Source organism: Streptomyces echinatus (assembly GCF_014203595.1).
In the GTDB taxonomy this organism is placed as follows: Bacteria; Actinomycetota; Actinomycetes; order Streptomycetales; family Streptomycetaceae; genus Streptomyces; species Streptomyces echinatus.
The window spans coordinates 420719-441102 of the sequence record NZ_JACHJK010000006.1; the positions used below are offsets into that span (position 1 = coordinate 420719).

The 20384-nt window shown below is 73.7% G+C and carries 18 protein-coding genes and 1 pseudogene; 9 read left to right on the forward strand and 10 right to left on the reverse strand.

The window, feature by feature from the left end; all coding sequences use genetic code 11:
• Positions 1 to 109: 109 nt before the first annotated feature.
• The 3 genes from FHS34_RS19490 to FHS34_RS19500 are packed head-to-tail and all read left to right on the forward strand — an operon-like array spanning position 110 to position 1784.
• Positions 110 to 841 carry a TetR/AcrR family transcriptional regulator gene (locus tag FHS34_RS19490; protein WP_184967048.1) on the forward strand — a complete coding sequence of 244 codons (732 nt, stop codon included), beginning with the start codon at positions 110 to 112 and terminating at the stop codon, positions 839 to 841.
• A 33-nt stretch (positions 842 to 874) separates the two neighbouring features.
• On the forward strand, positions 875 to 1339 hold the full coding sequence (locus FHS34_RS19495; RefSeq protein ID WP_184967050.1) for a pyridoxamine 5'-phosphate oxidase family protein: 465 nt from the start codon (positions 875 to 877) through the stop codon (positions 1337 to 1339).
• A 52-nt stretch (positions 1340 to 1391) separates the two neighbouring features.
• Positions 1392 to 1784: a VOC family protein gene (locus tag FHS34_RS19500; protein ID WP_184967052.1), complete on the forward strand. Its 393-nt coding sequence runs from the start codon at positions 1392 to 1394 to the stop codon at positions 1782 to 1784.
• A 388-nt stretch (positions 1785 to 2172) separates the two neighbouring features.
• Here FHS34_RS19500 and FHS34_RS19505 read toward each other — a convergent pair whose 3' ends face one another.
• Together FHS34_RS19505 and FHS34_RS19510 are read right to left on the reverse strand one after the other, a co-directional pair.
• Positions 2173 to 2475, reverse strand: coding sequence for a DUF4235 domain-containing protein (locus FHS34_RS19505; protein WP_184967054.1), 303 nt, complete (start codon positions 2473 to 2475; stop codon positions 2173 to 2175).
• A 28-nt stretch (positions 2476 to 2503) separates the two neighbouring features.
• Entirely contained in the window at positions 2504 to 3520 is a 1017-nt protein-coding gene (locus tag FHS34_RS19510; protein WP_184967056.1) for a glutathione S-transferase family protein, read from the reverse strand.
• 96 nt (positions 3521 to 3616) lie between these two features.
• Between FHS34_RS19510 and FHS34_RS19515 the strand changes: the two genes are divergently transcribed.
• Positions 3617 to 4723: a cation diffusion facilitator family transporter gene (locus FHS34_RS19515; RefSeq protein ID WP_184967058.1), complete on the forward strand. Its 1107-nt coding sequence runs from the start codon at positions 3617 to 3619 to the stop codon at positions 4721 to 4723.
• Between the two features lie 127 nt (positions 4724 to 4850).
• Here the strand turns inward: FHS34_RS19515 and FHS34_RS19520 are convergent, their stop codons facing one another.
• Positions 4851 to 5300, reverse strand: coding sequence for a nitroreductase family deazaflavin-dependent oxidoreductase (locus FHS34_RS19520; RefSeq protein ID WP_184967228.1), 450 nt, complete (start codon positions 5298 to 5300; stop codon positions 4851 to 4853).
• Positions 5301 to 5668: 368 nt separating this feature from the next.
• Here FHS34_RS19520 and FHS34_RS19525 point away from each other — a divergent pair, with 368 nt between their 5' ends.
• Together FHS34_RS19525 and FHS34_RS19530 are read left to right on the forward strand one after the other, a co-directional pair.
• Positions 5669 to 6898, forward strand: coding sequence for a cytochrome P450 (locus tag FHS34_RS19525; protein ID WP_184967060.1), 1230 nt, complete (start codon positions 5669 to 5671; stop codon positions 6896 to 6898).
• Between the two features lie 18 nt (positions 6899 to 6916).
• The gene (locus FHS34_RS19530; RefSeq protein ID WP_184967230.1) at positions 6917 to 7117 is read left to right on the forward strand and encodes a ferredoxin; all 201 of its coding nucleotides are present in this window, start codon (positions 6917 to 6919) and stop codon (positions 7115 to 7117) included.
• Positions 7118 to 7197: 80 nt separating this feature from the next.
• On the opposite strand, the gene FHS34_RS19535 is transcribed toward FHS34_RS19530, so the two are convergent.
• Entirely contained in the window at positions 7198 to 8055 is an 858-nt protein-coding gene (locus FHS34_RS19535) for an endo alpha-1,4 polygalactosaminidase (protein ID WP_184967062.1), read from the reverse strand.
• A 139-nt stretch (positions 8056 to 8194) separates the two neighbouring features.
• Between FHS34_RS19535 and FHS34_RS19540 the strand changes: the two genes are divergently transcribed.
• A complete protein-coding gene (locus FHS34_RS19540; RefSeq protein ID WP_184967064.1) occupies positions 8195 to 9163 on the forward strand; it encodes an aldo/keto reductase in 969 nt (322 codons plus the stop codon).
• A 413-nt stretch (positions 9164 to 9576) separates the two neighbouring features.
• A complete protein-coding gene (locus FHS34_RS19545; protein WP_184967066.1) occupies positions 9577 to 11502 on the forward strand; it encodes an RICIN domain-containing protein in 1926 nt (641 codons plus the stop codon).
• Between the two features lies 1 nt (position 11503).
• Here FHS34_RS19545 and FHS34_RS19550 read toward each other — a convergent pair whose 3' ends face one another.
• From FHS34_RS19550 to FHS34_RS19570, 5 genes and pseudogenes are all read right to left on the reverse strand, one after another.
• Entirely contained in the window at positions 11504 to 12022 is a 519-nt protein-coding gene (locus FHS34_RS19550) for a universal stress protein (protein ID WP_184967068.1), read from the reverse strand.
• A 31-nt stretch (positions 12023 to 12053) separates the two neighbouring features.
• A pseudogene (locus tag FHS34_RS19555) lies at positions 12054 to 13347 on the reverse strand (SLC13 family permease).
• Between the two features lie 23 nt (positions 13348 to 13370).
• Positions 13371 to 14609: a polysaccharide deacetylase family protein gene (locus tag FHS34_RS19560; RefSeq protein WP_184967070.1), complete on the reverse strand. Its 1239-nt coding sequence runs from the start codon at positions 14607 to 14609 to the stop codon at positions 13371 to 13373.
• Between the two features lie 222 nt (positions 14610 to 14831).
• Entirely contained in the window at positions 14832 to 15530 is a 699-nt protein-coding gene (locus FHS34_RS19565; protein ID WP_184967072.1) for a DUF4232 domain-containing protein, read from the reverse strand.
• A gap of 152 nt (positions 15531 to 15682) precedes the next feature.
• Positions 15683 to 17074, reverse strand: a complete 1392-nt coding sequence (locus tag FHS34_RS19570; RefSeq protein WP_184967074.1) for a serine/threonine-protein kinase — start codon at positions 17072 to 17074, stop codon at positions 15683 to 15685.
• 65 nt (positions 17075 to 17139) lie between these two features.
• Here FHS34_RS19570 and FHS34_RS19575 point away from each other — a divergent pair, with 65 nt between their 5' ends.
• Positions 17140 to 17670, forward strand: coding sequence for an RNA polymerase sigma factor (locus FHS34_RS19575; protein ID WP_221509122.1), 531 nt, complete (start codon positions 17140 to 17142; stop codon positions 17668 to 17670).
• 57 nt (positions 17671 to 17727) lie between these two features.
• On the opposite strand, the gene FHS34_RS19580 is transcribed toward FHS34_RS19575, so the two are convergent.
• Positions 17728 to 20109 carry a SpoIIE family protein phosphatase gene (locus FHS34_RS19580; RefSeq protein WP_184967078.1) on the reverse strand — a complete coding sequence of 794 codons (2382 nt, stop codon included), beginning with the start codon at positions 20107 to 20109 and terminating at the stop codon, positions 17728 to 17730.
• Between the last annotated feature and the right edge of the window lie 275 nt (positions 20110 to 20384).

Sequence of the window (20384 nt, forward strand, 5' to 3'; positions counted from 1 at the left end):
CACCGCGGGGGCCTCGGTCGGCCCCGGTGAGCGGACATGAAACTGCCGGGGCCCTTAACAGGTCAACGGTGTTGTCGTAAGGTGCCGCACACGTCCCAGGGAGGCTTCCATGACCGACCGCGTCGTCCCGCCCGCCGCCCGGCAGCGCAAGCGCCCCACCAAACAGGGCGTCGTGCTCTCCGCCGAGCTGATCGTCGACACCGCGCTGCGGCTGATCGAGGAGCACGGCGCCGACGCCCTCTCCGTGCGCCGTCTCGGCCGGGCCCTGGGCGCCGATCCCAGCTCGCTGTACCGGTACTTCCGGGACACCGACGATCTGATGCTCGCCATCGCCGACGAGCTGATCGGCCGTACCCTGCGCTCCTGGCGGCCCACCGGCGACTGGGTCGCCGACCTGCGCGAACTCGGGCTGCGGATGCACGCCGGTGCCCTCGCGCACCCCCGGGCGGCGGTGCTGAGCGCGCACCGCGTCACCGGCCGCCGCCACGAGATCCAGGCCGTGGAGAGCATCCTCGGGGTGCTGCGCCGGGCCGGGTTCCCGGGCCCGGAGGCGGTGCGGATCTACCACGCGTTCGTCGACCAGGCCCTCGCCTTCGGCGCCCTGGACTCCGCGGGCACCGCCCTGCCGCGGTCCGCCCGCGAGGCGGAGGCGCAGGTGTGGCGGACCACCTACGGCCGGCTGCCCGCCGAGAGCCACCCGCACATCGCGGCCACCGCCCGGCACCTGGTCACCACCATGCGCGCCAGCTCCTACCCGGCCGCCCTGGACCTGTTTCTCGACGCCGCCCGGACACGCCTGGACAATCTTCCTGCGGGGACCGGGGATCCACGGCCACACTGAACGGAAACGATCACACTCAGGAGGCCGTACGCCATGACCCCGCCACCCGCCCGCTCCGCCGAGCAGCGCAAGAAGGACACCCTCCACCGGCTGGAGAACGACGTCGACGTATGGGTCGCCACCGCCGCGCCCGACGGCGGAGCCCCGTACCTCGTACCGCTGTCGTTCGTGTGGGACGGCACCGCGCTGCTGATCGCCACCCCGGCGGAGAGCCCCACCGGCCGCAACCTCGTGGCCACCGGCAGGGCCCGGCTCGGCATCGGTCCCACCCGGGACGTCGTCCTGATCGAAGGCGTCGTCCGGGCGGTGACGCCGGAGGACCTGCCCGAGGAGGACGCCGAGGTCTTCGCCGGGAAGACCGGCTTCGATCCCCGTCAACTGGCCTCTCGCTACCTGTACTTCACGGTCATCCCGCAGCGGGTCCAGGCCTGGCGCGAGGAGAACGAGCTGCGCGGGCGCGAGCTGATGCGCGACGGGGAGTGGCTGGTCGCCGACTGAATCCGGCGGCCCGGGATATCCGCTGGGGGAAGGACACATCCCGGGAGGATCCATGGCACTGGTGAAAGCGGGCGTGGTCGTGCTGGACTGCGCCGAGCCCGAGAAACTCGCCGAGTTCTATCGGGAGTTGCTGGCGGGGGAGCGGATTGCCGCGTCCGCCAACCTGGTGGAGGTCCGGGGCGCCGACGGCGTCCGGCTGGCCTTCCGTCGTGACGTCAACGCGACCCCGGCCAGCTGGCCACGACCGGAGAACTCCCTCCAGGTCCATCTCGACTTCCTGGTCGAGGACCTGGACGAGGCGGAGCGGCGGGTGGTGGGGCTCGGTGGCCGGCCGATCGAGACGAGGGACCCGGCGGGGCCGTACGAGGAGCGCGGCTACGCCGACCCCGCCGGACACTCCTTCACCCTGCGGCTCCTGCCCCCGACGGCACCGAAACAGGACTGACCCGTGCCTGCGGCGCCGAGCGGGCCCACCGCCCCCTGCGGCGCCGGAACAGGCCCGGCCGCGGAGGGGCGCCCAACACCTCGATGCGGGCTGGCTCCGGGCGCCCGCGGCTCGTCCATGGCGCTCGCGCAGTTCCCCGCGCCCCTGGGGAGCTGCGGCCGCCCCGCCGCAAAGGTGGCCCGAGCCCGAGAAGGCCGGACGTTCGCGGTGCGGGGCTTCGTAGCAGCGGACCTTCACCGCAGCGCGACGTGCCGGCCCGCTGCTCCGGGCGTCCGCGGGGCGTCCGTGGTGCTCGCGCAGTTCCCCGCGCCCCTGGGGGGCTGCGGCCGCCCCCGCCGCACAGGTGGCGCCGGCCTGGGAAGGCCGGGAGCGGGGGCGGCCGGTCGGGTCAGTCGCGGCCGCCCTTGTCGGTGGCCGGCCAGACGCCCGTCGACCGGGCGATGGCCTTCGCGCCGGTGCGGTCCACCGCGCTGCGCACCACCGCGAAGATCGCGCCCTGGACCGCCGCGGCCAGCAGGATCTCCCCCCAGCCGCGGTCCGGGTCCAGGGCGTCGGGCGCGTCGTCCTCGTGCCGGATCGCCTTCCACGCCTTCCGGAAGGCCATTCCGGCCAGCGCGCCGCCTGCCCAGCTGAGTACGAATCCGACCGGCTGATAGGCGAGTGGAAGCTTCTTCTTCTTGTTCTTGGCCATGTGTGACTACTTCCTCGTCAGGCGACCCTCATGCGGGCCTTCCCTGTGGGGCCACTCGTTCGCCCGGCGGCACCGGCCCCGGCGGCGTGCCCGTCCCGAACGGCCGCCCGCCCAGCTCCTCCCGGTGGTGCGCGCTCAGCCAGCCGCCGAGATCCGGGCCGAGCGGCACGATGCCGGTGGGGTTGATGCCGCTGTGCACCCGGTAGTAGTGCCGCTTGATGTGGTCGAAGTCGACCGTGTCGCCGAACCCCGGCGTCTGGAACAGGTCCCGGGCGTACGCCCAGAGCACCGGATGCTCCGCCAGCTTCCAGCGGTTGCACTTGAAGTGGCCGTGGTAGACGGCGTCGAACCGGACCAGGGTCGTGAACAGCCGGATGTCCGCTTCCGTGAGGGCGCCGCCGACCAGATACCGCTGCCCGGACAGCCGCTCACCGAGCAGTTCCAGCCGCCGGAAGACCCCGGCGCACGCCTCCTCGTACTCCTCCTGGTGCGTGGCGAAGCCGGCCCGGTACACCCCGTTGTTCACGTCCTCGTACACCTCGGCCATCACCTGGTCGATCTCGTCGCGCCGGCCGGCCGGGTACAGGTCCGGCGCTCCGGTGCGGTGCAGGGCCGTCCACTCGGTGGCCAGGTCCAGAGTGAGGCGCTGGTAGTCGTTGGTCACCAGCTGTCCGCTGGGGACGTCCACCATCGCGGGCACGCTCACCCCGCCCGGATAGCCGGTCTCCCGCCTGTCGTAGGCCTCGCTCAGGAACCGGATGCCGAGCACCGGGTCCCGGCCGTCCGGGTCCAGGGTGAACCGCCAGCTGCGGTCGTCCTGGACCGGATCGGCGACGCCCATCGACAGCGCGTCCTCCAGCCCCAGCAGCCGGCGCGAGATCACCGCCCGGCTCGCCCACGGACAGGCACGGGAGACCACCAGCCGGTAGCGACCCGCCTCCACCGGCCAGCCGTCCCGGCCGTCGGCGGTGATCCGGTCGCCGAAGTGGCTCCTGGACCTGGTGAACGTCCGGTGTCCGTAGGCGCTGTTCCCGTCGACACCCATGTCTCCTCCTCGCCGCCCGTCCCTCCTGCCCACGCGTTCCCCGTTTCGCGCGGAACGCACGGTGTGAGCCGTCGGCTCGGGGGCAGTCGGCGATAGGTGAGCGGGACATCCTCGGAACAGGAGAGGGCCGCACGGACGGCCGAGAACAGCGCGACACGACCGGGCGGCGCCCCGGGCCCGGAAGGGCCACCGGCACCCGCCGGGGGCGACGGAGACCGGACGACCGGCCCACCGGGCGACCGCCGGGACGATACCGAAGCCGACCGGCACACCAAGGTCACCGTCCTCGTCGCGCTCGTCGCCAATCTGGTGATCGCCGTGGCCAAGGCGGCCGGCGGTGTCCTCGCCGGCTCACCGGCACTGCTGTCCGAGGCGGCGCACTCGGTCGCGGACAGCCTCAACGAGGTCTTCCTGCTGGCCGCCCTGCGCCGCAGCCGACGCCCGGCGGACGCCCGGCACCCGTTCGGCTACGGCAAGGAGCGCTTCTTCTGGTCCCTGCTCGCCGCCGTGGGCATCTTCGTCATGGGCGGCTGCTTCTCCTTCTTCCAGGGCTTCGAAGCGCTGCGCGGCGGCGCCGAGGAGAAGTTCAGCGGCTATGTGGCGGGCCTGATCGTGCTGGGCGTGGCCCTGGTCGCCGAGGGGGTCTCGCTGCTGCGGGCCCTGCACCAGGTGCGCCGGCAGGGCGGCGGCCTGGCCGGGCTGCGCGATCCCGCCCTGCGCACGGTGGTCGCCGAGGACGGCACGGCGGTGCTGGGTGTGACCCTCGCGATGGCCGGCATGGCCCTGCACATGGTGACCGGACAGGTCGTGTGGGAGGCGTCCGCCTCGCTGGCGATCGGCGTCCTGCTGGTCTACGTCGCCTATCGGCTCGGCCGCGACGCCCGCGACCAGCTGATCGGCGCGGCCGCCGACCCCGAGCTGAGCGGCCGGATCCGGGCGCTGCTGCAGGCGCAGCCGGAGATCGACAGCGTCGAGGCGCTGTTCACCATGCAGATGGGACTCGACTCCACGCTGGTGGCCGCCCGTATCGATCTGATGCCCGGCCTGGACAGCGAACGCGTCGAGGAGGTCGCCGTACGCATCAAGCGGTCCCTCGCCCGGACGGTTCCCGAGGCCGACCAGGTCTTCCTCGACGTCACCGACCGGCCGGCGGGCGAGGCAGGGGAAAGCCCCGCCGCGACGGGGGAACGCGGCGGGGCCTGACGCACGAGTGCCCGCCCGGGAGCCGGTTCACACGTCGCGGAAACAGATTTTTCTGAATCGGACCGCTCTGCGGCCTGAATCGGCTCCCGTCCGAACCGGCCCCCGCGGGCATCGGCTTCGGTCGGCGTCAGCTCCCGTCGAGAGGCTCCAGCACGAAGACCGGGATTTGCCGCGCGGTCTTCTCCTGGTACTCGGCATACGGCGGGAACGCGGCCACCGCCCGCTCCCACCACTCGGCCTTCTCCGCGCCGGTGACCTCACGCGCCCGCATGTCCCGCCTCTCGGGACCGTCCTGCAGCTCGACGAGCGGATGCGCCTTCACGTTGAAGTACCAGACCGGATGCTTGGGCGCGCCGCCGACGGAGGCGACCACCGCGTACCGCCCCGCGTGCTCCACCCGCATCAGCGGCGTCTTGCGGATCTTCCCGCTCTTCGCGCCCAGGGTGGTCAGCACGATCACCGGCAGTCCGGTGTCGAGCAGCGTCGTGCCCTTCGTCCCGCCGGAACTCTCGTACTCCTCGACCTGCTCGCGCACCCACTGCGTCGGGCTGGGCTCGTACTCGCCCTCAAGAGGCATCGTCTGCTGTCCCTTCGTCGGTCCCACGCGTGTCCGCCACCCTCAACACCGTAGATCTCCCGGCGCTTCCCCGCCGCGTGCCGCGGCCGCCGGCACGGTGATCGCGCCGGCGGACCACGCCCGTGCCCCGCCACCGCCCGGGGCGGCCCGGCCGTGCGGCATCATGTGTACGAGGGCGCTCTCGTCGTCGCCCGGACCGAGATCGGCGCCGGCTGCCCGGACCGGCCGGTTCCCGCCCCTCGGCCCGTGGTGCTTCGGCCAGATCACGAGGGTCACCGAAGTGGCCGAACTTCAGGTCGACCCATAGATGCCTGGGGCATCTAATGAAGATCGGCACGACGCACTTCCTTCGTCTGCGAGGTCTTCCCATGACGGAACTGACGGACATCACCGGCTCGGCTGATCTGCCCGGCCCCGTCGCCTTCCCCCAGGACCGCACCTGCCCCTATCACCCGCCCACCGGCTACGAACCGCTGCGCGACGGCCGCCCCCTGTCCCGGGTCACCCTCTACGACGGCCGCGAGGTCTGGCTGGTCACCGCGCAGACCACCGCCCGCGCCCTGCTCAGCGACCCCCGCCTGTCCACCGACCGCCGCCACTCCGGCTTCCCCGTGCCCACGCCCCGCTTCGAGGCGGGCCGCGACCGCAGGATCGCCCTGCTGGGGATGGACGACCCCGAGCACCACCGGCAGCGGCGCATGCTGATCCCGTCGTTCACCGTGAAGCGCGCGGCCGCGCTGCGCCCCTGGATCCAGCGGATCGTGGACGGGCTGCTGGACGCGATGACCGAGCAGGGGCCGCCCGCCGATCTGGTCTCCGCCTTCGCGCTGCCCGTGCCGTCGATGGTGATCTGCGGACTGCTCGGTGTGCCCTACGCCGACCACGAGTTCTTCGAGGAACAGTCCCGCCGGCTGCTGCGCGGACCGACCGCCGCCGACGCCCAGGAGGCACGGGACCGGCTGGAGGAGTACCTCGACGGGCTGATCGAGGCCAAGGCGAAGGAGGCGGGACCCGGCGACGGCATCCTCGACGACCTCGTCCACCACCGGCTGCGCGACGGCGAGCTGGAGCGGGCCGACCTGGTGTCGCTCGCCCTGATCCTGCTGGTCGCCGGGCACGAGACCACCGCCAACATGATCTCCCTGGGTACCTACACCCTCCTCCAGCACCCCGGCCGGCTCGCCGAGCTGCGCGCCGACCCCGCGCTGCTGCCCGCCGTCGTCGAGGAACTGCTGCGGATGCTGTCCATCGCCGAGGGGCTGCAGCGGGTGGCGCTGGCGGACATCGAGATCGCCGGCGCCACGATCCGGGCCGGCGAGGGCGTCCTCTTCGCGACGTCGGTGATCAACCGGGACACCGCCGTGTACGACGGCCCCGACGGCGTGGACTTCCACCGCCCCGACCGCCACCATGTCGCGTTCGGCTTCGGCATCCACCAGTGCCTGGGCCAGAACCTGGCGCGTGCGGAACTGGAGATCGCCCTCGGCGCCCTGTTCACACGGCTGCCCGGGCTACGGCTGGCCGCTCCCGCGGAGGACATTCCCTTCAAACCCGGCGACACGATCCAGGGGATGCTGGAACTCCCCGTGACCTGGTAAGAGGCTCTGCTCATGCACATCGAGATCGACATCGACACGGACGTCTGCATCGGAGCCGGACAGTGCGCGCTGGCCGCGCCGGGCGTCTTCACCCAGGACGACGACGGGTACAGCATGCTGCTCCCCGGCAGCGAGAACGGCGTGGCGGACCCGATGGTCCGGCAGGCGGCGCGTTCCTGTCCGGTGAGCGCGATCACCGTGCGGGACACCGCCGGCTGACGGCCCGGTGGCCCGGTGGCCCGGCGGTACGGCGGCCGTCGTCGTACCGCCGGGGTCGCCCGCCCACGGCGGTGAACCCCCTAGCGCACCCTGCGGACGTACGCCGCGTCACCCGGCCGGGACACGTCCCGGTCCCGGCGGACGATGCTCAGCCGGTCGCCCCAGCGGGCGCGGGCCGCGTGCAGACCGTGGTCGGTGTACTCGATGTCCACCACCCGGTCGTCGAACGCCTTCGCGTACACCTCGCACTCGTCGTACTGCCCGCACTCCTCCGCCACGGCGAAGTCCACCCCGGCGCGCTCGCGCTGTCCGGTCAGTTCCGCGGTGTTCTTCTGCGCGACGGCCAGGTGCCGGGCGTGCGCGTGCCGGGAGAGGAGCCGCATGAACGCGGTCGCGTCGGCCGGGCGGAGCAGCCGGTGGGAGCGGGTGTAGCTGTCGTAGTTGTCGGGTTCGACGGCGTCGAAGCCCTTGTCCGCGCAGCCGTCGATCCACCCGTTCACCCGCCGCGCCACCCGCTCCCGCCCGGCGGGGGTGCGGAGGTCCAGCAGCGGCTCGTTCCAGTCCTCGTCGATGACGACTCTGCCGTGCGCGTCGCGCAACAGCAGGTCGGCCGGCCAGGAGGAGCGCTCGGCGGGCTGGGCCTGGAACGCGTTGACGTAACAGATGTTGTACAGGCCGGGCGCGGGGGAGTCGGACCGGTCGCGGCTGACGATGCGCACTCCCGCGGGCGGGGGATAGGCGCCACCGATCTGGTAGTCGAAGCCGGCGCCCCGCGGAGGCAGCCGGACGGCGGCGGGTTCCGGGGAAGCGCCGTTGTCGCCGGTCCCGTCGCCGGAGGCACAGCCGGCCAGGGTTGACACCGCCACGACCAGGGCCGCCGACAGGGCGCCCAGGGCCGTGCGCGGCCGCGAGGCGCGAAGAACACCCGTGGGGGGCAAGTCCGCTCCATCCTGCCCACGCCGGGCGGCGCGGCACGAGTCAGGATCAAATCGCCCGGACGTTCCCGTCGTCAAGTCGGCCCAGGGCCGCGCCGTAGGCTCGGTCGTGACCATCGTCCCGAAGGCAGGAGCAGCAACGATGCAGTACGTGAAGCTCGGTTCGACGGGCCTGGACGTCTCGCGGATCTGTCTGGGCTGCATGACCTACGGACTGCCGGACCGCGGCACGCACGAATGGACCCTGGACGAGGAGGCGTCCCGCCCGCTGATCCGGCAGGCGCTGGAGGCGGGGATCAACTTCTTCGACACCGCGAACGTCTACTCCGACGGCACCAGCGAGGAGATCGTCGGCAAGGCCCTGCGCGACTTCGCGGCCCGCGACGAGATCGTGCTCGCCACCAAGGTGAACGGCCGGATGCGGCCCGGCCCGAACGGCGCCGGTCTGTCCCGCAAGGCGATCATGACCGAGATCGACCACAGCCTGCGCCGCCTCGGCACCGACTACGTGGACCTCTACCAGATCCACCGCTACGACCACGCCACTCCCGTCGAGGAGACGATGGAGGCGCTGCACGACGTGGTCAAGGCGGGCAAGGCCCGCTACATCGGGGCGAGTTCGATGTACGCCTGGGAGTTCTCCAAGGCGCAGTACACCGCCGAACGGCATGGCTGGACGAAGTTCGTGTCCATGCAGAACCACTACAACCTGCTCTACCGCGAGGAGGAGCGGGAGATGCTGCCCCTGTGCGCGGACCAGGGCGTCGGCGTGCTGCCGTGGAGCCCGCTCGCCCGCGGCAGGCTCACTCGCGACTGGGGCACGGTCACCGGGCGCAGCGCCACCGACGACTTCGGCGGCCGGCTCTACCTGGAGAGCGACGGCGCGATCGTCGAGGCGGTCACCCGCATCGCCGCCGACCGGGGCGTGCCGCGCGCCCAGGTGGCCCTCGCCTGGCTGCTGCACCAGGACACGGTGGCGGCGCCCATCGTCGGCGCGGCCGAGCCGCGCCATGTCGAGGACGCGGTGGCCGCCGTCGAACTGGTCCTGAGCGACAAGGAGATCGAGGAACTCCAGCAGCCCTACACCCCGCGGGCCGTCAGCGGGCACTGAGCCGCTCCCGTGGTGCCGGGCCGCTTCGGCCGGGGCCCGGACCACGGCGTCGGCCGCCTTCGGCGCCCACCGGGCGGGCGAGGGCGGTAATGGGGAATTGGCCGGCCTTGACGAAACGTCAATAGGAGCATTGACGAAACGTCAATAGGTCACCCTTGACGAAACGTCAATAAAGGAACGCCCGCCGGGAATACCGAGAATCGTGAGATCTCTTGTTCGGCGTGTTCGGCTGTGCAAAAGTGTGCGTCGTCGGCGCGCAGACACATACATTCCGCTCTATGTGCCAGGCTGCTCCCCGTACACCCCCCACGCTTCAAAAGAGCCTCCCCAGGTGCACGTTCGAGCTGTCTCACGACGTTCCCATACCCTTTGGTATGGACTAATTCCGTACGTGCGTCTGGAGGAATACGGTCGTGACCGAGGAAGGTCCGTCGGACGAACAGCTGAGCGCTGAACTGAAGAAGTGGACGGGCACGTCACCCGCGCTGCACCCGGTCGGTGAACTCCTCGACCGGCACTGGGCGGCAGCCTTCGCGTACGCCCGGCTGTGCACCGACGGACCGCGTGCCGCCGGCATGCTCACCACCGCCGCCTTCACCCGGCTCTTCGGCGAGTCCCTCCGGCAGACCGGCCCGAGCGCCGCGTGGCGGCCCCATGTGCTGGTCGCCGTCCGCCGTATCGCGGCGGAGTGGGACGCCGACGGCCGACGGGAGCACCTCCACCCCGCCCTGCGCACCGGCAGCGGCGCCGGGGAACGCGCGGCGGCCCGGTTGCTGCCACCGCCCGGCCGGCGCCTGTTGTCCCGCGCCTTCCAGCGGGTGCCCGAGATCTCCCGCGCCGTGCTGTGGCACATCGAGGTCGAGGCCGAGCCCCTGGCGGTGCCCGCCGCGCTGCTCGGCCTGGACGAGGAGGACGTCCGCGTCGAACTCCGCCGGGCCCGCGAGCGGCTGCGCGAGGAATGCCTCCAGGCGCACCGCGAACTCGCCCCCGACAACGAGTGCCGGCGCTATCTGCGCATGCTCGACGTGACCTACCGGCGCGGCGGCACCGACATCGACCCGGATCTGCACGAGCACCTGTCCGGCTGCGCCCACTGCGGCCGGACCGCCGAGCAACTCGCCCGGTTCGAGGAGGGACTGGGCCGCGCGCTCGCCGAGGCGGTCCTCGGCTGGGGCGCCCTCGGCTATCTGGAGTCCCGGGCGGACCGCGCAGCGGAACCCGCCGCGCCGGCCCCGGACGCCGCCGCCGTCGCGCCGGCCGGCTGGGACGCCGCCGCCCCCCGGGGCGGGGACGCCGGCACGCCTCCGGCCGGAGAGGCCTTCGCGGCCGCCGGGCCCGCCGCGCCGGCCGGGGAGCCCGCCCGCCGACGGCCGGCCGGCCGCGGCGCCTCACCCGCCCGCCGCCGGGCGGGCACGGCCCCCGGCGCCGCCGAGGGCCCGGAAACGGCCCCCGTCTCCCGCCGTTCCGCGCAGCGCGCCGCCCGGCGGGCCCGGCGCCGCAACCTCGCCCTCGCCGTCGGCACCGTCAGCGGTCTGGTCATGCTGCCCCTGGTGCTGTGGTCGATGCAGGGCTCCGGCGACACCCCGGCCTCCGCCGCCGCCACGCCCTCCCGGACGCCGGGCCGGGACACGCCCTCACCGGGCGCTTCCTATGCCGGCACCCCCACCGGCACACAGGGCGCCCTGCGCGGCAGGCTGCACAACCTCGCCTCCGGCCTGTGCGTCGACGTCGTCGGCGAGAAGGCCGTCGAGGGCGCCGAGACGGAACTCGCCGCCTGTTCCGCCTCCGCGAGCCAGCAGTGGACGTACGAGACCGACGGACTGCTGCGCAGCGCCGCCGCCCCCGCCCTGTGCCTGGACTCCCACCTCGGCTACTCGGTCCGTCTGTCCCCCTGCGCGGCCACCGGCAGGGCCGCCCGCGACATCCACTACGACTTCACGCTCCAGGGCGCCCTGGTGCCTCGCTGGAACCAGGAGCTGGCCCTCACGCCGGCCGCCACCGACGGCTCCGGCGCCCTCGTGCTCAAGACCCGCGCCCCGGGCACCGCCCAGCGCTGGTCCGTCGACACCGCACACGCGGATCTGCGCATGGAGAACGTCAACTGGGGCGGCGACAGCACCCCGGTGCCGCCCTCCCGCGCGTCCCGGGGCACCCCGTCCGGTCCGGCCACCCGCACACCGTCCGCGACCCCGCGGGCCGGTGCCACGACCGCGCCGACGCCGACGGCATCCGGTCCCGCGCCCTCGCCGACCGTCACCGCCGACCCGTGCACGGCGTACCCGGAGTACTGCGGCTGGGGCGGCGGACGCGACTGGGGCGGCGGACGCCGTCACCACTGAGTCAGGGACGGTGCGGCGGCGGGGGCGGCATCGTCCCCAGGTCCGGTGCCCGTTCCGGCCACACCAGCAGCACCGGGCAGGGCGCGTGGTCGACGGCGAACCGGGCGGCCGGTCCGAGGCTCTTCGGCCCCAGCCGGGACCGGTCCCCGTCCCGGGCCAGCACCAGCAGCCCCGCCCCTTCGGCGGCGGCCACCACCTCCCGTTCGACCCGGCCCGACCGCTCCTCGCGGACACAGGGCCGGCCCAGCCGTTCGGCCGCCGCGTCGAGCAGGGCCGTCGCCGACGTGCCGCCGAGCGCCTCCAGCCGGTCGCCCGGGTCCCTGCCCCAGCCCTCGGCCGGGCGGTGCCCCCGTGGGTGATCGCGCCCGAGCAGCCCGGCGAACGCCCCGTGCGCCACCGCGGGCACGTCCGGTCCGCTCACATGGAGCAGCACCACCTCGGCGTCGTCCGGCGCATGGGCGCGCACGGCGTCCACACAGGCCGGCCAGGTGCCCTCCACCAGCCAGGCGATCACCCGCATCCCCAGCCCCTCCCTCCGCTCCCGCACAGCCCTACAGAATCTGCAGCGACCCCCACAGTGCCACCACCGCGACGGCGAGGGAGGACGGCACGGCGAGCAGACCGAGCCGGGTGAACTCGCCGAGGTCCACTTCGTGCTCGTGCTGGTGCACGATCCGCCGCCACAGCAGCGTGGCCAGCGACCCGGCGTAGGTGAGGTTCGGGCCGATGTTGACGCCGAGCAGCACCGCGAGGACCGCCCCGGGTCCGGTGGGTGCCGCCAGCGGCAGCAGGACCAGCACCGCGGGCAGGTTGTTGATCAGGTTGGCCAGCAGGGCGGCCAGCGCGGCCAGGCCGAGCAGCGCGGGCAGCCCGGTGCCGTCCGGCACCACGTGCCCGAGCACGTCGGCGAGCCCGTTGTCGACCACCGCCCGCACCACGATGCCCAGCGCCAGGACGAACGCCAGAAAAGCCGGGGCCGCCGCGCGCACGACCGTCAGCGGGGTCGCCTTCCGGCGTGCCAGCGCCCGCCCGGCCAGCACCAGCGCACCCGCGGCCGCCACCCAGGCCGGTTCGACGCCGAACGCCGACGCCACCACGAACCCGGCCAGCGTGCAGCCCACGGTCGTCACCGCGAACAGCGGCAGCCGCGGTGCCTCGCCGGTGTCCTCCGCCGCCGGGGCGGCCGCCGCGAGATCCCGGGCGAAGAACCGCCGGAACACCAGGTACTCGGCGCCGATCGCGGCCAGCCACGGCAGCGCCATCAGCGCGGCGAACCGGGTGAAGCTCAGCCCGCTCGCCGAGAACGCCAGCAGGTTCGTCAGGTTGGACACCGGCAGCAGCAGCGACGCCGTGTTCGACAGATGGGTGCAGGCGTAGACGTGCGGCTTGGGCCGTACGCCGGTGCGCGCGGCCGTGGCGAAGACCACCGGTGTGAGCAGCACGACCGTCGCGTCCAGGCTGAGCACCGCGGTGATGGCCGAGGCCAGCGCGAACACCGCCGTCAGCAGCGGCACCGGACGGCCCGCCGCCCAGCGGGCCGTCCAGGCCCCGCACGCCTGGAACAGCCCCTCCACGTCGCAGAAATGGGCGAGCACCAGCACCGCCGCCAGGAACCCGACCACAGGACCGAGCCGTTCCGCCTCGGCCCGGGCGTGGCCGAGCGAGATCGCCCCGGTGGCGACGGCGATCCCGGCGGCGGGTACGGCCATGACCGCCTCCGGCCATCCGAAGGGCCGTACGACGGCCCAGGCCAGCACGGCGACGAGCAGAACGGCGGACAGGGCCTCGGCGAGCGGGGTGTTCAGGGCGGGTCCTTCCGGAGGTGATCACACGGTGCCCGCCCATGAAAACAGACGACCCGGAAGGCGCTACGAGGCCGGGCTGCCCGCCGCGCCCAGGAACTCCGCCCAGCCGCCCGTGGGGGACTGACCGGGGGAGAGCGTGCGCAGCTTGCGCAGCACCACCGGGTCCTGCGCCTCCAGCCAGGCCACGAGCTGCTTGAAGGACACGAAGCGCACGTCGTCGTGGGCCGCCATCTGCTGGACGGCCTCCTCGACGGCGTCCATGTAGATGCCGCCGTTCCAGCGTTCGAAGTGGTTGCCGACGAAGAAGGGGGCGCGGTTGCTCTCGTAGGCCCGCCGGAATCCGGCCAGATAGGTGTCGCGGGCCTGGGCGCGCCAGGCGTCGTACCGCGCGCGGTCCCCGAGCGGGTTGCCGCCGGACTGGTTGAACATCATGTTGTAGTCCATGGACAGCACCTGGAAGGAGTGTCCGGCGAACGGTATGGACTGCAGCGGGAAGTCCCAGATCCGGCCGCCCTGCACCTTGCCCGGCCAGATCTGCAGACCGCCGGGGGAGCTGGCGTCGTACGTCCAGCCGAGCGCGGCGGCGGTGGGCAGCAGGCGCGCCTGGCCCTCCAGACAGGGGGTACGGCCGCCGGTCAGCTCCCTGCGGTAGTCGAAGGGCAGTGGTTCCAGGTCGGTGAAGCCGGTGTTGGTCCGCCAGTGCGTGACGAAGTCCACCGCCTGCTCTATCTCGCTGCGCCACTCGGCCGGGGACCAGTTGCGCACCCCGGTCGCGCCGCAGAAGTGCCCGTTGAAGTGGGTGCCGATCTCGTGGCCCTCCAGCCAGGCCGCCCGCACCTGCTGGAGCGTGGCGTGGATGTGCCGGTCGGCGAGGTAGCCGATGTCGGAGGCGCCGACCGGGTGCTGCGGGGGCCGGTAGAGGTGCTTCTTGGACTCGGGCAGGGTGTAGATCCCGCTGAGGAAGAACGTCATCCTCGCGCCGTGGTCGGCGGCCACCTTGCGGAACCGGGAGAACAGCCGGTTGCTCAGCTCGCCCGCGCCGTCCCAGGAGAGCACCACGAACTGCGGGGGCCGTCGGCCCGCCTCCAGCCGGTCCGGCGTCGGCTGGTGCGGCTGGGCGCCGGTGTCGGCGGTGGAGCCGTCGCCGATCGGCTTCACGGGCCGGGCCTGCGTGGTGCCCTCGCCGTCCGCCTCCGCCGCGCCGGACCGGAGGCCGGTGCCGGAGGAACAGGCGGCCAGTGTCCCGAGGGCACCCGTCGCCGCCCCCGCCGTGAGCACCCGCCTGCGTGAGATCCCGCTCATCTTCTCCCCGATTCCCTGGTCGTGGCCCTCGCGGGGCCCGTTCGCCGTGCGGTCGACCGGGTTCGATGACCGAGGACCGGGGAAAGATCGCGGCTGACGGCGCCTGTTGCCGTCCTGTGACGGTTGTGGCGCCGGCATGACGAACCCCGCTGCCTTCACGGGGTGAGGGCAGCGGGGTTCGGGCGGGGCTTGTGCGGGGTTCGTGCGGCGGGGGAGAGCCGCTCAGGGGGCGGCGCCGGGGCTGAGCACGGTCAGCCGCACGGACGAGGAGTTCCCGGCGACCGGCACCGGACCGCCCGGCCAGGCCACCTTCAGCGAGTCCCGCTCGTCGGGCGGGGTGACCAGCAGCGCGGCCGGCGTGGCCTGCTTCGCCCCGCTGACCTCCGGGTTGGAGAAGGTCAGTCCGGCCCAGGCGCTCTGGCCGGGCCTGAGTGTCACGGTCACCGCGGAGCCGGGCTCCCGCCGCGGGTCGGCGCCGAGCCGGCCGCCGGAGCCGTTCACGAAGGCCGCGCCCGGATAACCGCGCAGGGTGCAGGTGCGACCGGACGTGTTGGTGAGCACCACGGGGAAGTTCTCCTGGCCGGCGCCCGGGTCGTTACGGCCCACGGCGGCCCCCAGCTCGGAGGTGTGGCAGCGGGAACCGCCCGCCTGTGACGCCGTGCGCGTCGTGGCCGGTGTCGTACCGCCGCCCGCGGAGGCGGTCGACCTCGGGGCGGAGGCCGTGGGGGTGCCGGCCGGAACGGAGGCCGGGGCGGACGCGGAGCCGCTCTTGCCGTCCTGCGCGGGCGCGGCCGTACCGGAGGCCGTGATCGGCGGGCTGCCCGCCTCCTGGCCGTTGCCGCAGCCGGTCAGAAGGCCCAGCACGGCGACCGTGCCCACGAGCAGGGTCCCGTGCCGCGCGGACCGGGGGGTGTACACCATGTCGCTCAACACTCCTGGAAGGTCACGGCACGCGCCCGGGACGCGTGCCTACGGCGCCGGGTGCGCCGTCACCACGGTCCGATGCGCGAAGCGTCGGAAAAGTTCGGGACTCGTGGGTTCCTTTCCCCGACTCGGCCCTCCCCAGGCCCCTTTCAGGACACCCGAAGCGAACGGAGTACGCCGTCGGTGGCGTCGCCGTCACCCCGCTGGCGGACCTGCACGTACACCTGCGGCCGTGCGGCGCCGTCCGCCGGCACCAGCGCGGACTCGGTGACCGAGCCGCCGTCCGGGCAGTCGCTCCAGGACCGGACCAGTCCGTGCCAGTCGGCGTCCCCGAAGGCACGGGCACCCGCGTAGCGGCAGCCGGTGTGCGCGAGGCCCCGGACCCCGGCCGTGACGTCGCCGTGCGTGCTGACCCCGGCGAACACGCCGTCCACGGCCGCCTTCAGATCGGACCAGTGGGTCAGGTCGTCGGCCACCACCAGGCCCGGCTCGTGTCCCGCCGTCAGCCCGAGCGCGTGCGGGTCCCAGCCGGAGTCGCGCAGCTCACGGCCCCAGCCGGCCGGCACCTGGAGGCTCACCCGCCCACTGGCGTCCGTGACCCGTACCTGGTCGTCCGTGCCGCCGCCCCGGTGCAGTGCCACGGTCACCGTGACCGCGGCGGCCGTGGCGGCGAGGGCCGCGGCGAGGACGAGGGTCACCGTGTCGAGCCGGCCGCGCACCCCGTCCAGCCGCCGCGCGGGCCGCGCCGACGGCCCCGCGGCCAGCCGGTCCAGCTCCCGCGCGAACGCCGGGGCGCCCGGCCAGCGCCGCGCCCGGTCCGGCTCCAGCGCGCGCAGCAGCGCCCGCTCCACGTCCTCGCCGAGCTCCGGCCGCAGCCGCCGGGGCGGCACCACCTTTCCGGGCGGCCCCGGCACGGTCCCGGTGAGCAGTTCGTAGCCGACGGCGCCGAGACTGTAGACGTCGGCTCGCTCGTCGATGCCCTCGCCGGGTTCCGCCTGTTCCGGTGGCTGGTAGCCCGCCGAACCCGCGGCCAGGGTCAGCACCGAGGCCTGCGCGAGGCTCTTGGCCAGGCCCAGGTCGGCCAGCAGCACCCGCCGGGTGCCGTCCGGGGCGGTGTGCAGCAGCACGTTGGTCGGCTTGATGTCGCGGTGCACGATGCCGGCCTCGTGCAGCGCGGCGGCGCTGCGCGCGGCCTCGGCCGTCAGCGCGAGCGCGTCCCGCACCGGCAGCGGGCCGCCCGCCAGCAGATCGGCGAGAGTGCCGCCGCCGGCGTACTCCATGACGAAGTACGGCCTGCCGTCGGGGAGTTCCCCGATGTCGTAGACCTGCACCACCCGGCTGGAGCCGGCCCGGCGCAGCAGCCGCGCCTCGGACAGGAAACGTTCCCTGATGTCGAGCCGGTGCGCCCAGTTCTCGGCGAGGACCTTCACCGCCACGGGCGCCTGGAGCTCGGGGTCGTGGGCGAGCCACACCGTGGCGAAGGCGCCGCTGCCCAGCGGCCGTTCGAGGCGGTGGCGGCCGATCCGCTCCAGGGGGTGCATACGACTATCATGCCTGGCCTGAGATCGACTTGGAGGGGGGCCGTTCCGTGCAGGACCAGGCGCCGATGGAAGACCTCGCCCGGCGTGCCGCCGCCGGTGACAGCGTGGCTCTGGACCGGCTGCTGACCGAGATCCGGCCCGAGACGCTGCGCCGCTGTGCGCGTTTCCTGCCCTGCCGGGAGGACGCCGAGGAGGCGGCGCAGGACGTGCTGCTTCAAGTGGCCCGGCACATCTCCGGCTTCGAGGGCCGCAGCCGCTTCGGTACCTGGCTGTACACCGTCGTCGCCAACTGCTGCCGGCAGAAGTACCGCGAGCTGAAGCGGCGGGCCGCGGAACAGCCGGTCGTCATCGAGCCCGCGCACGCCGTCGACCCGCGCACCACCAGCGTGATCGCCGGCTCCCGGGTGGATCTGCTGGAGGCCCTGGAGCGGCTGGAGCGGGAACATCCGCACCTGGTGGCGCCGCTGGTGTACCGGGACATCTGCCAGCTGGACTACGCCGAGGCCGCCGAGCGCGCCGGCATCCCGCTCGGCACGCTCAAGTCCCGCCTGCACGAAGCCCGCAAGCAGGTACGCCCCTGGCTGACGGCCTCCTGAGCCCTGCCGCCCGGCGGAGCCGCAGGCCCCGTCGAGTCGCGCGGGCCCTGCCGAGCCCTACTGGTCCTCTTCGAACAGCGGCAGTTCGGCCCAGATGGTCTTGCCCTCCGCGGTGTGCCGGCTGCCCCAGCGCTGGGTGAGCTGGGCGACCAGCAGCAGGCCCCGGCCGCCCTCGTCGAAGATCTTGGCCCGGCGCAGGTGCGGGGCGGTGTGGCTGGTGTCGGAGACCTCGCAGATCAGCGTGGTCGCGTCGTGGATCAGCCGGAGCCGGATCGGGTGGGAGCCGTACCGGATGGCGTTGGTGACCAGCTCGCTGACCACCAGCTCGGTCGTGAACGACGCCTCGCTCAGCGACCAGTCGTCCAGCTTCTCCACCACCTGCTTGCGGATCGGCGCGACCAGCGCCGGGTCGGCGGGAATGTCCCAGGTCGCGACCTGGTCGGCGGGCAGGCCCTGGGTGCGGGCGACCAGCAGCGCCACGTCGTCGGCGGCACCGCCGGAGGGGAGCAGGGAGTGCAGGACGCGGTCGCAGGTCGTGTCCAGCGAGTCCGTGTCCTGCCCGAGCGCCTGGTACAGCAGCTCACGACTGGCGTCCCCGTCCCGGTCCCGGGCCAGCACCAGGCCGTCGGTGTACAGGGCGAGGACGGTGCCCTCGGGCAGTTCCACCTCGGCGGACTCGAACGGCAGCCCGCCGACGCCCAGCGGGGGACCGGCGGGCAGGTCGAGCAGGCACGGCCGGCCGCCGGGGCGCATCAGGACGGGCGCCGGATGACCGGCGCGGGCCACCGTGCAGCGCCGGGACACCGGGTCGTAGACGGCGTACAGACAGGTCGCGCCGACCTCGCCGGGGCTGCCCTCGCCGCCGGACTCGTCCGAGAGCCGCAGCACCAGATCGTCGAGGTGGGTCAGCAGTTCGTCCGGGGCCAGGTCGATGTCCGCCAGGGTGCGGACGGCGGTGCGCAGCCGGCCCATGGTGGCGGAGGCCTGGATGCCGTGCCCGACCACGTCCCCGACCACCATCGCCACCCGCATCCCGGACAGCGGGATCACGTCGAACCAGTCGCCGCCCACGCCGGCGCGCGCGGCCGGCAGATAGCGGGAGGAGGCCTCCAGCGCCGCTGTGCGCGGCAGCGAGCGGGGCAGCAGGCTGCGCTGCAGCGCGAGCGCGGTCTCCCGCTCGCGCGAGTAGCGGCGGGCGTTGTCGATGCAGACCGCGGCCCGCGTGGTGATCTCCTCGGCCAGCAGCACATCGTCCGCGGTGAACGCGTCCCGGCGCCGGTGCCGGGTGAGCACCGCGACCCCGAGGGTCAGCCCGCGCGCCTGGACCGGCACCGACATCGAGGAGTGGATGCCGAACTCCCGTACCCGCTCGCCGCGCTCGCCGTGCCAGCTCAGCCACTGGTCCATGTCACCGGTCGCCAGTGAGGTGACGAGGGTCCGGCCGGCCGTCATCGAGTCGGCCTGGGGGGAGAAGTGCGGGTACTCCTCCGTCCGCCCGGGACTGATCACCGCCTCCGGCACGCCGCGCAGCACCGACTGGTGGGCGGCGCGGCGCAGCCGCACCGGCGCGGTGACACGGGCCGGGGGCTCGCCGCCGTACTCCTGGGGGTCGAGCAGGTCGATGGTGACGAAGTCGGCGAGCGCGGGCACGCACACGTCCGCCAGCTCCTGAGCGGTGCGGGTGACGTCGAGCGTGGTCCCGATGCGCACGCTGGCCTCGTTGACCAGCTGCAGCCGTTGCCGGGCCCGCCGGCTGTCGGTGACGTCGTGCGCGGACATGCACACGCCGCGCACCCGGCCCGCCGCGTCCCGGACCGGAACCAGCCGGGCGAGCCAGGCGTGGGCCCGGTCCTCGTCGCCGGCGCGCAGCGGGGTCTGCACGTCCAGCGGCCGGCCCGACGTCAGCACCCGGAGCAGGTCCTGCTCCAGCTCCTCGCTCTGCGCCCGGCCGCCGATCTCCGTGAGCCGGAGCCCCCGTACCCGCTCCTCGGGCAGCCCGACGACGGCGGCCATCGCCTCGTTCATCCGGCGCAGCCGCAGCCGGTCGTCGTACACGGCGATCGCGCAGGGCGACTGGATCAGGCCCGCCTCGGCCAGCGGGTCGAGCGTTGCGGGCGCCTCCGCGCCGTCGAGCGGGGTGACCACGAGCCAGTCGCCCGGGTGCCCGTCGTGCGGCGGGCGGTGGTGGGCGAGCAGCCACACCGAGAGGGCGCGGCCGTCCCGGTGGCGCAGTCCCACCGTTCCCTGCCAGCGGGAGCCCGTGGGCAGGGCCGGGGTGCCGGCGCCGGCCAGCAGTTCGGCGGCGGGACGGCCCAGGACGGCGTCCGCCGGGTGGCCGAGCAGACGCCGTGCGCCCTCGTTCCACTCCGTCAGCGTGCCCTCGTCGTCGATGACGGCCCGGGCCGTCGCCGCATCGTCGAACGGAAAGACCCGGCTCATCGTCGCCGCTCCCAAACGCACACTCACAGTGAACGGGTGACACCACTCGTGTTCCAGCGTAGTGCCTTCGGACACTCCGCGGACGCCGTCCGGGGCCGCGCGGCCGACCGGTCGAACGCGGTCACGATCCGGGCGCGGGGGGAAATCCGGCCGGTCCGGGAACGAGAGCGGCCACGGTCTTTCGAGCCGTTGATGATCGCGTACGACTGGACGCCAGAATCCGGTCGTTCACGATCAGTTGTGAGTACGTCCGGAACCCGATGGCCCTCGTCGAC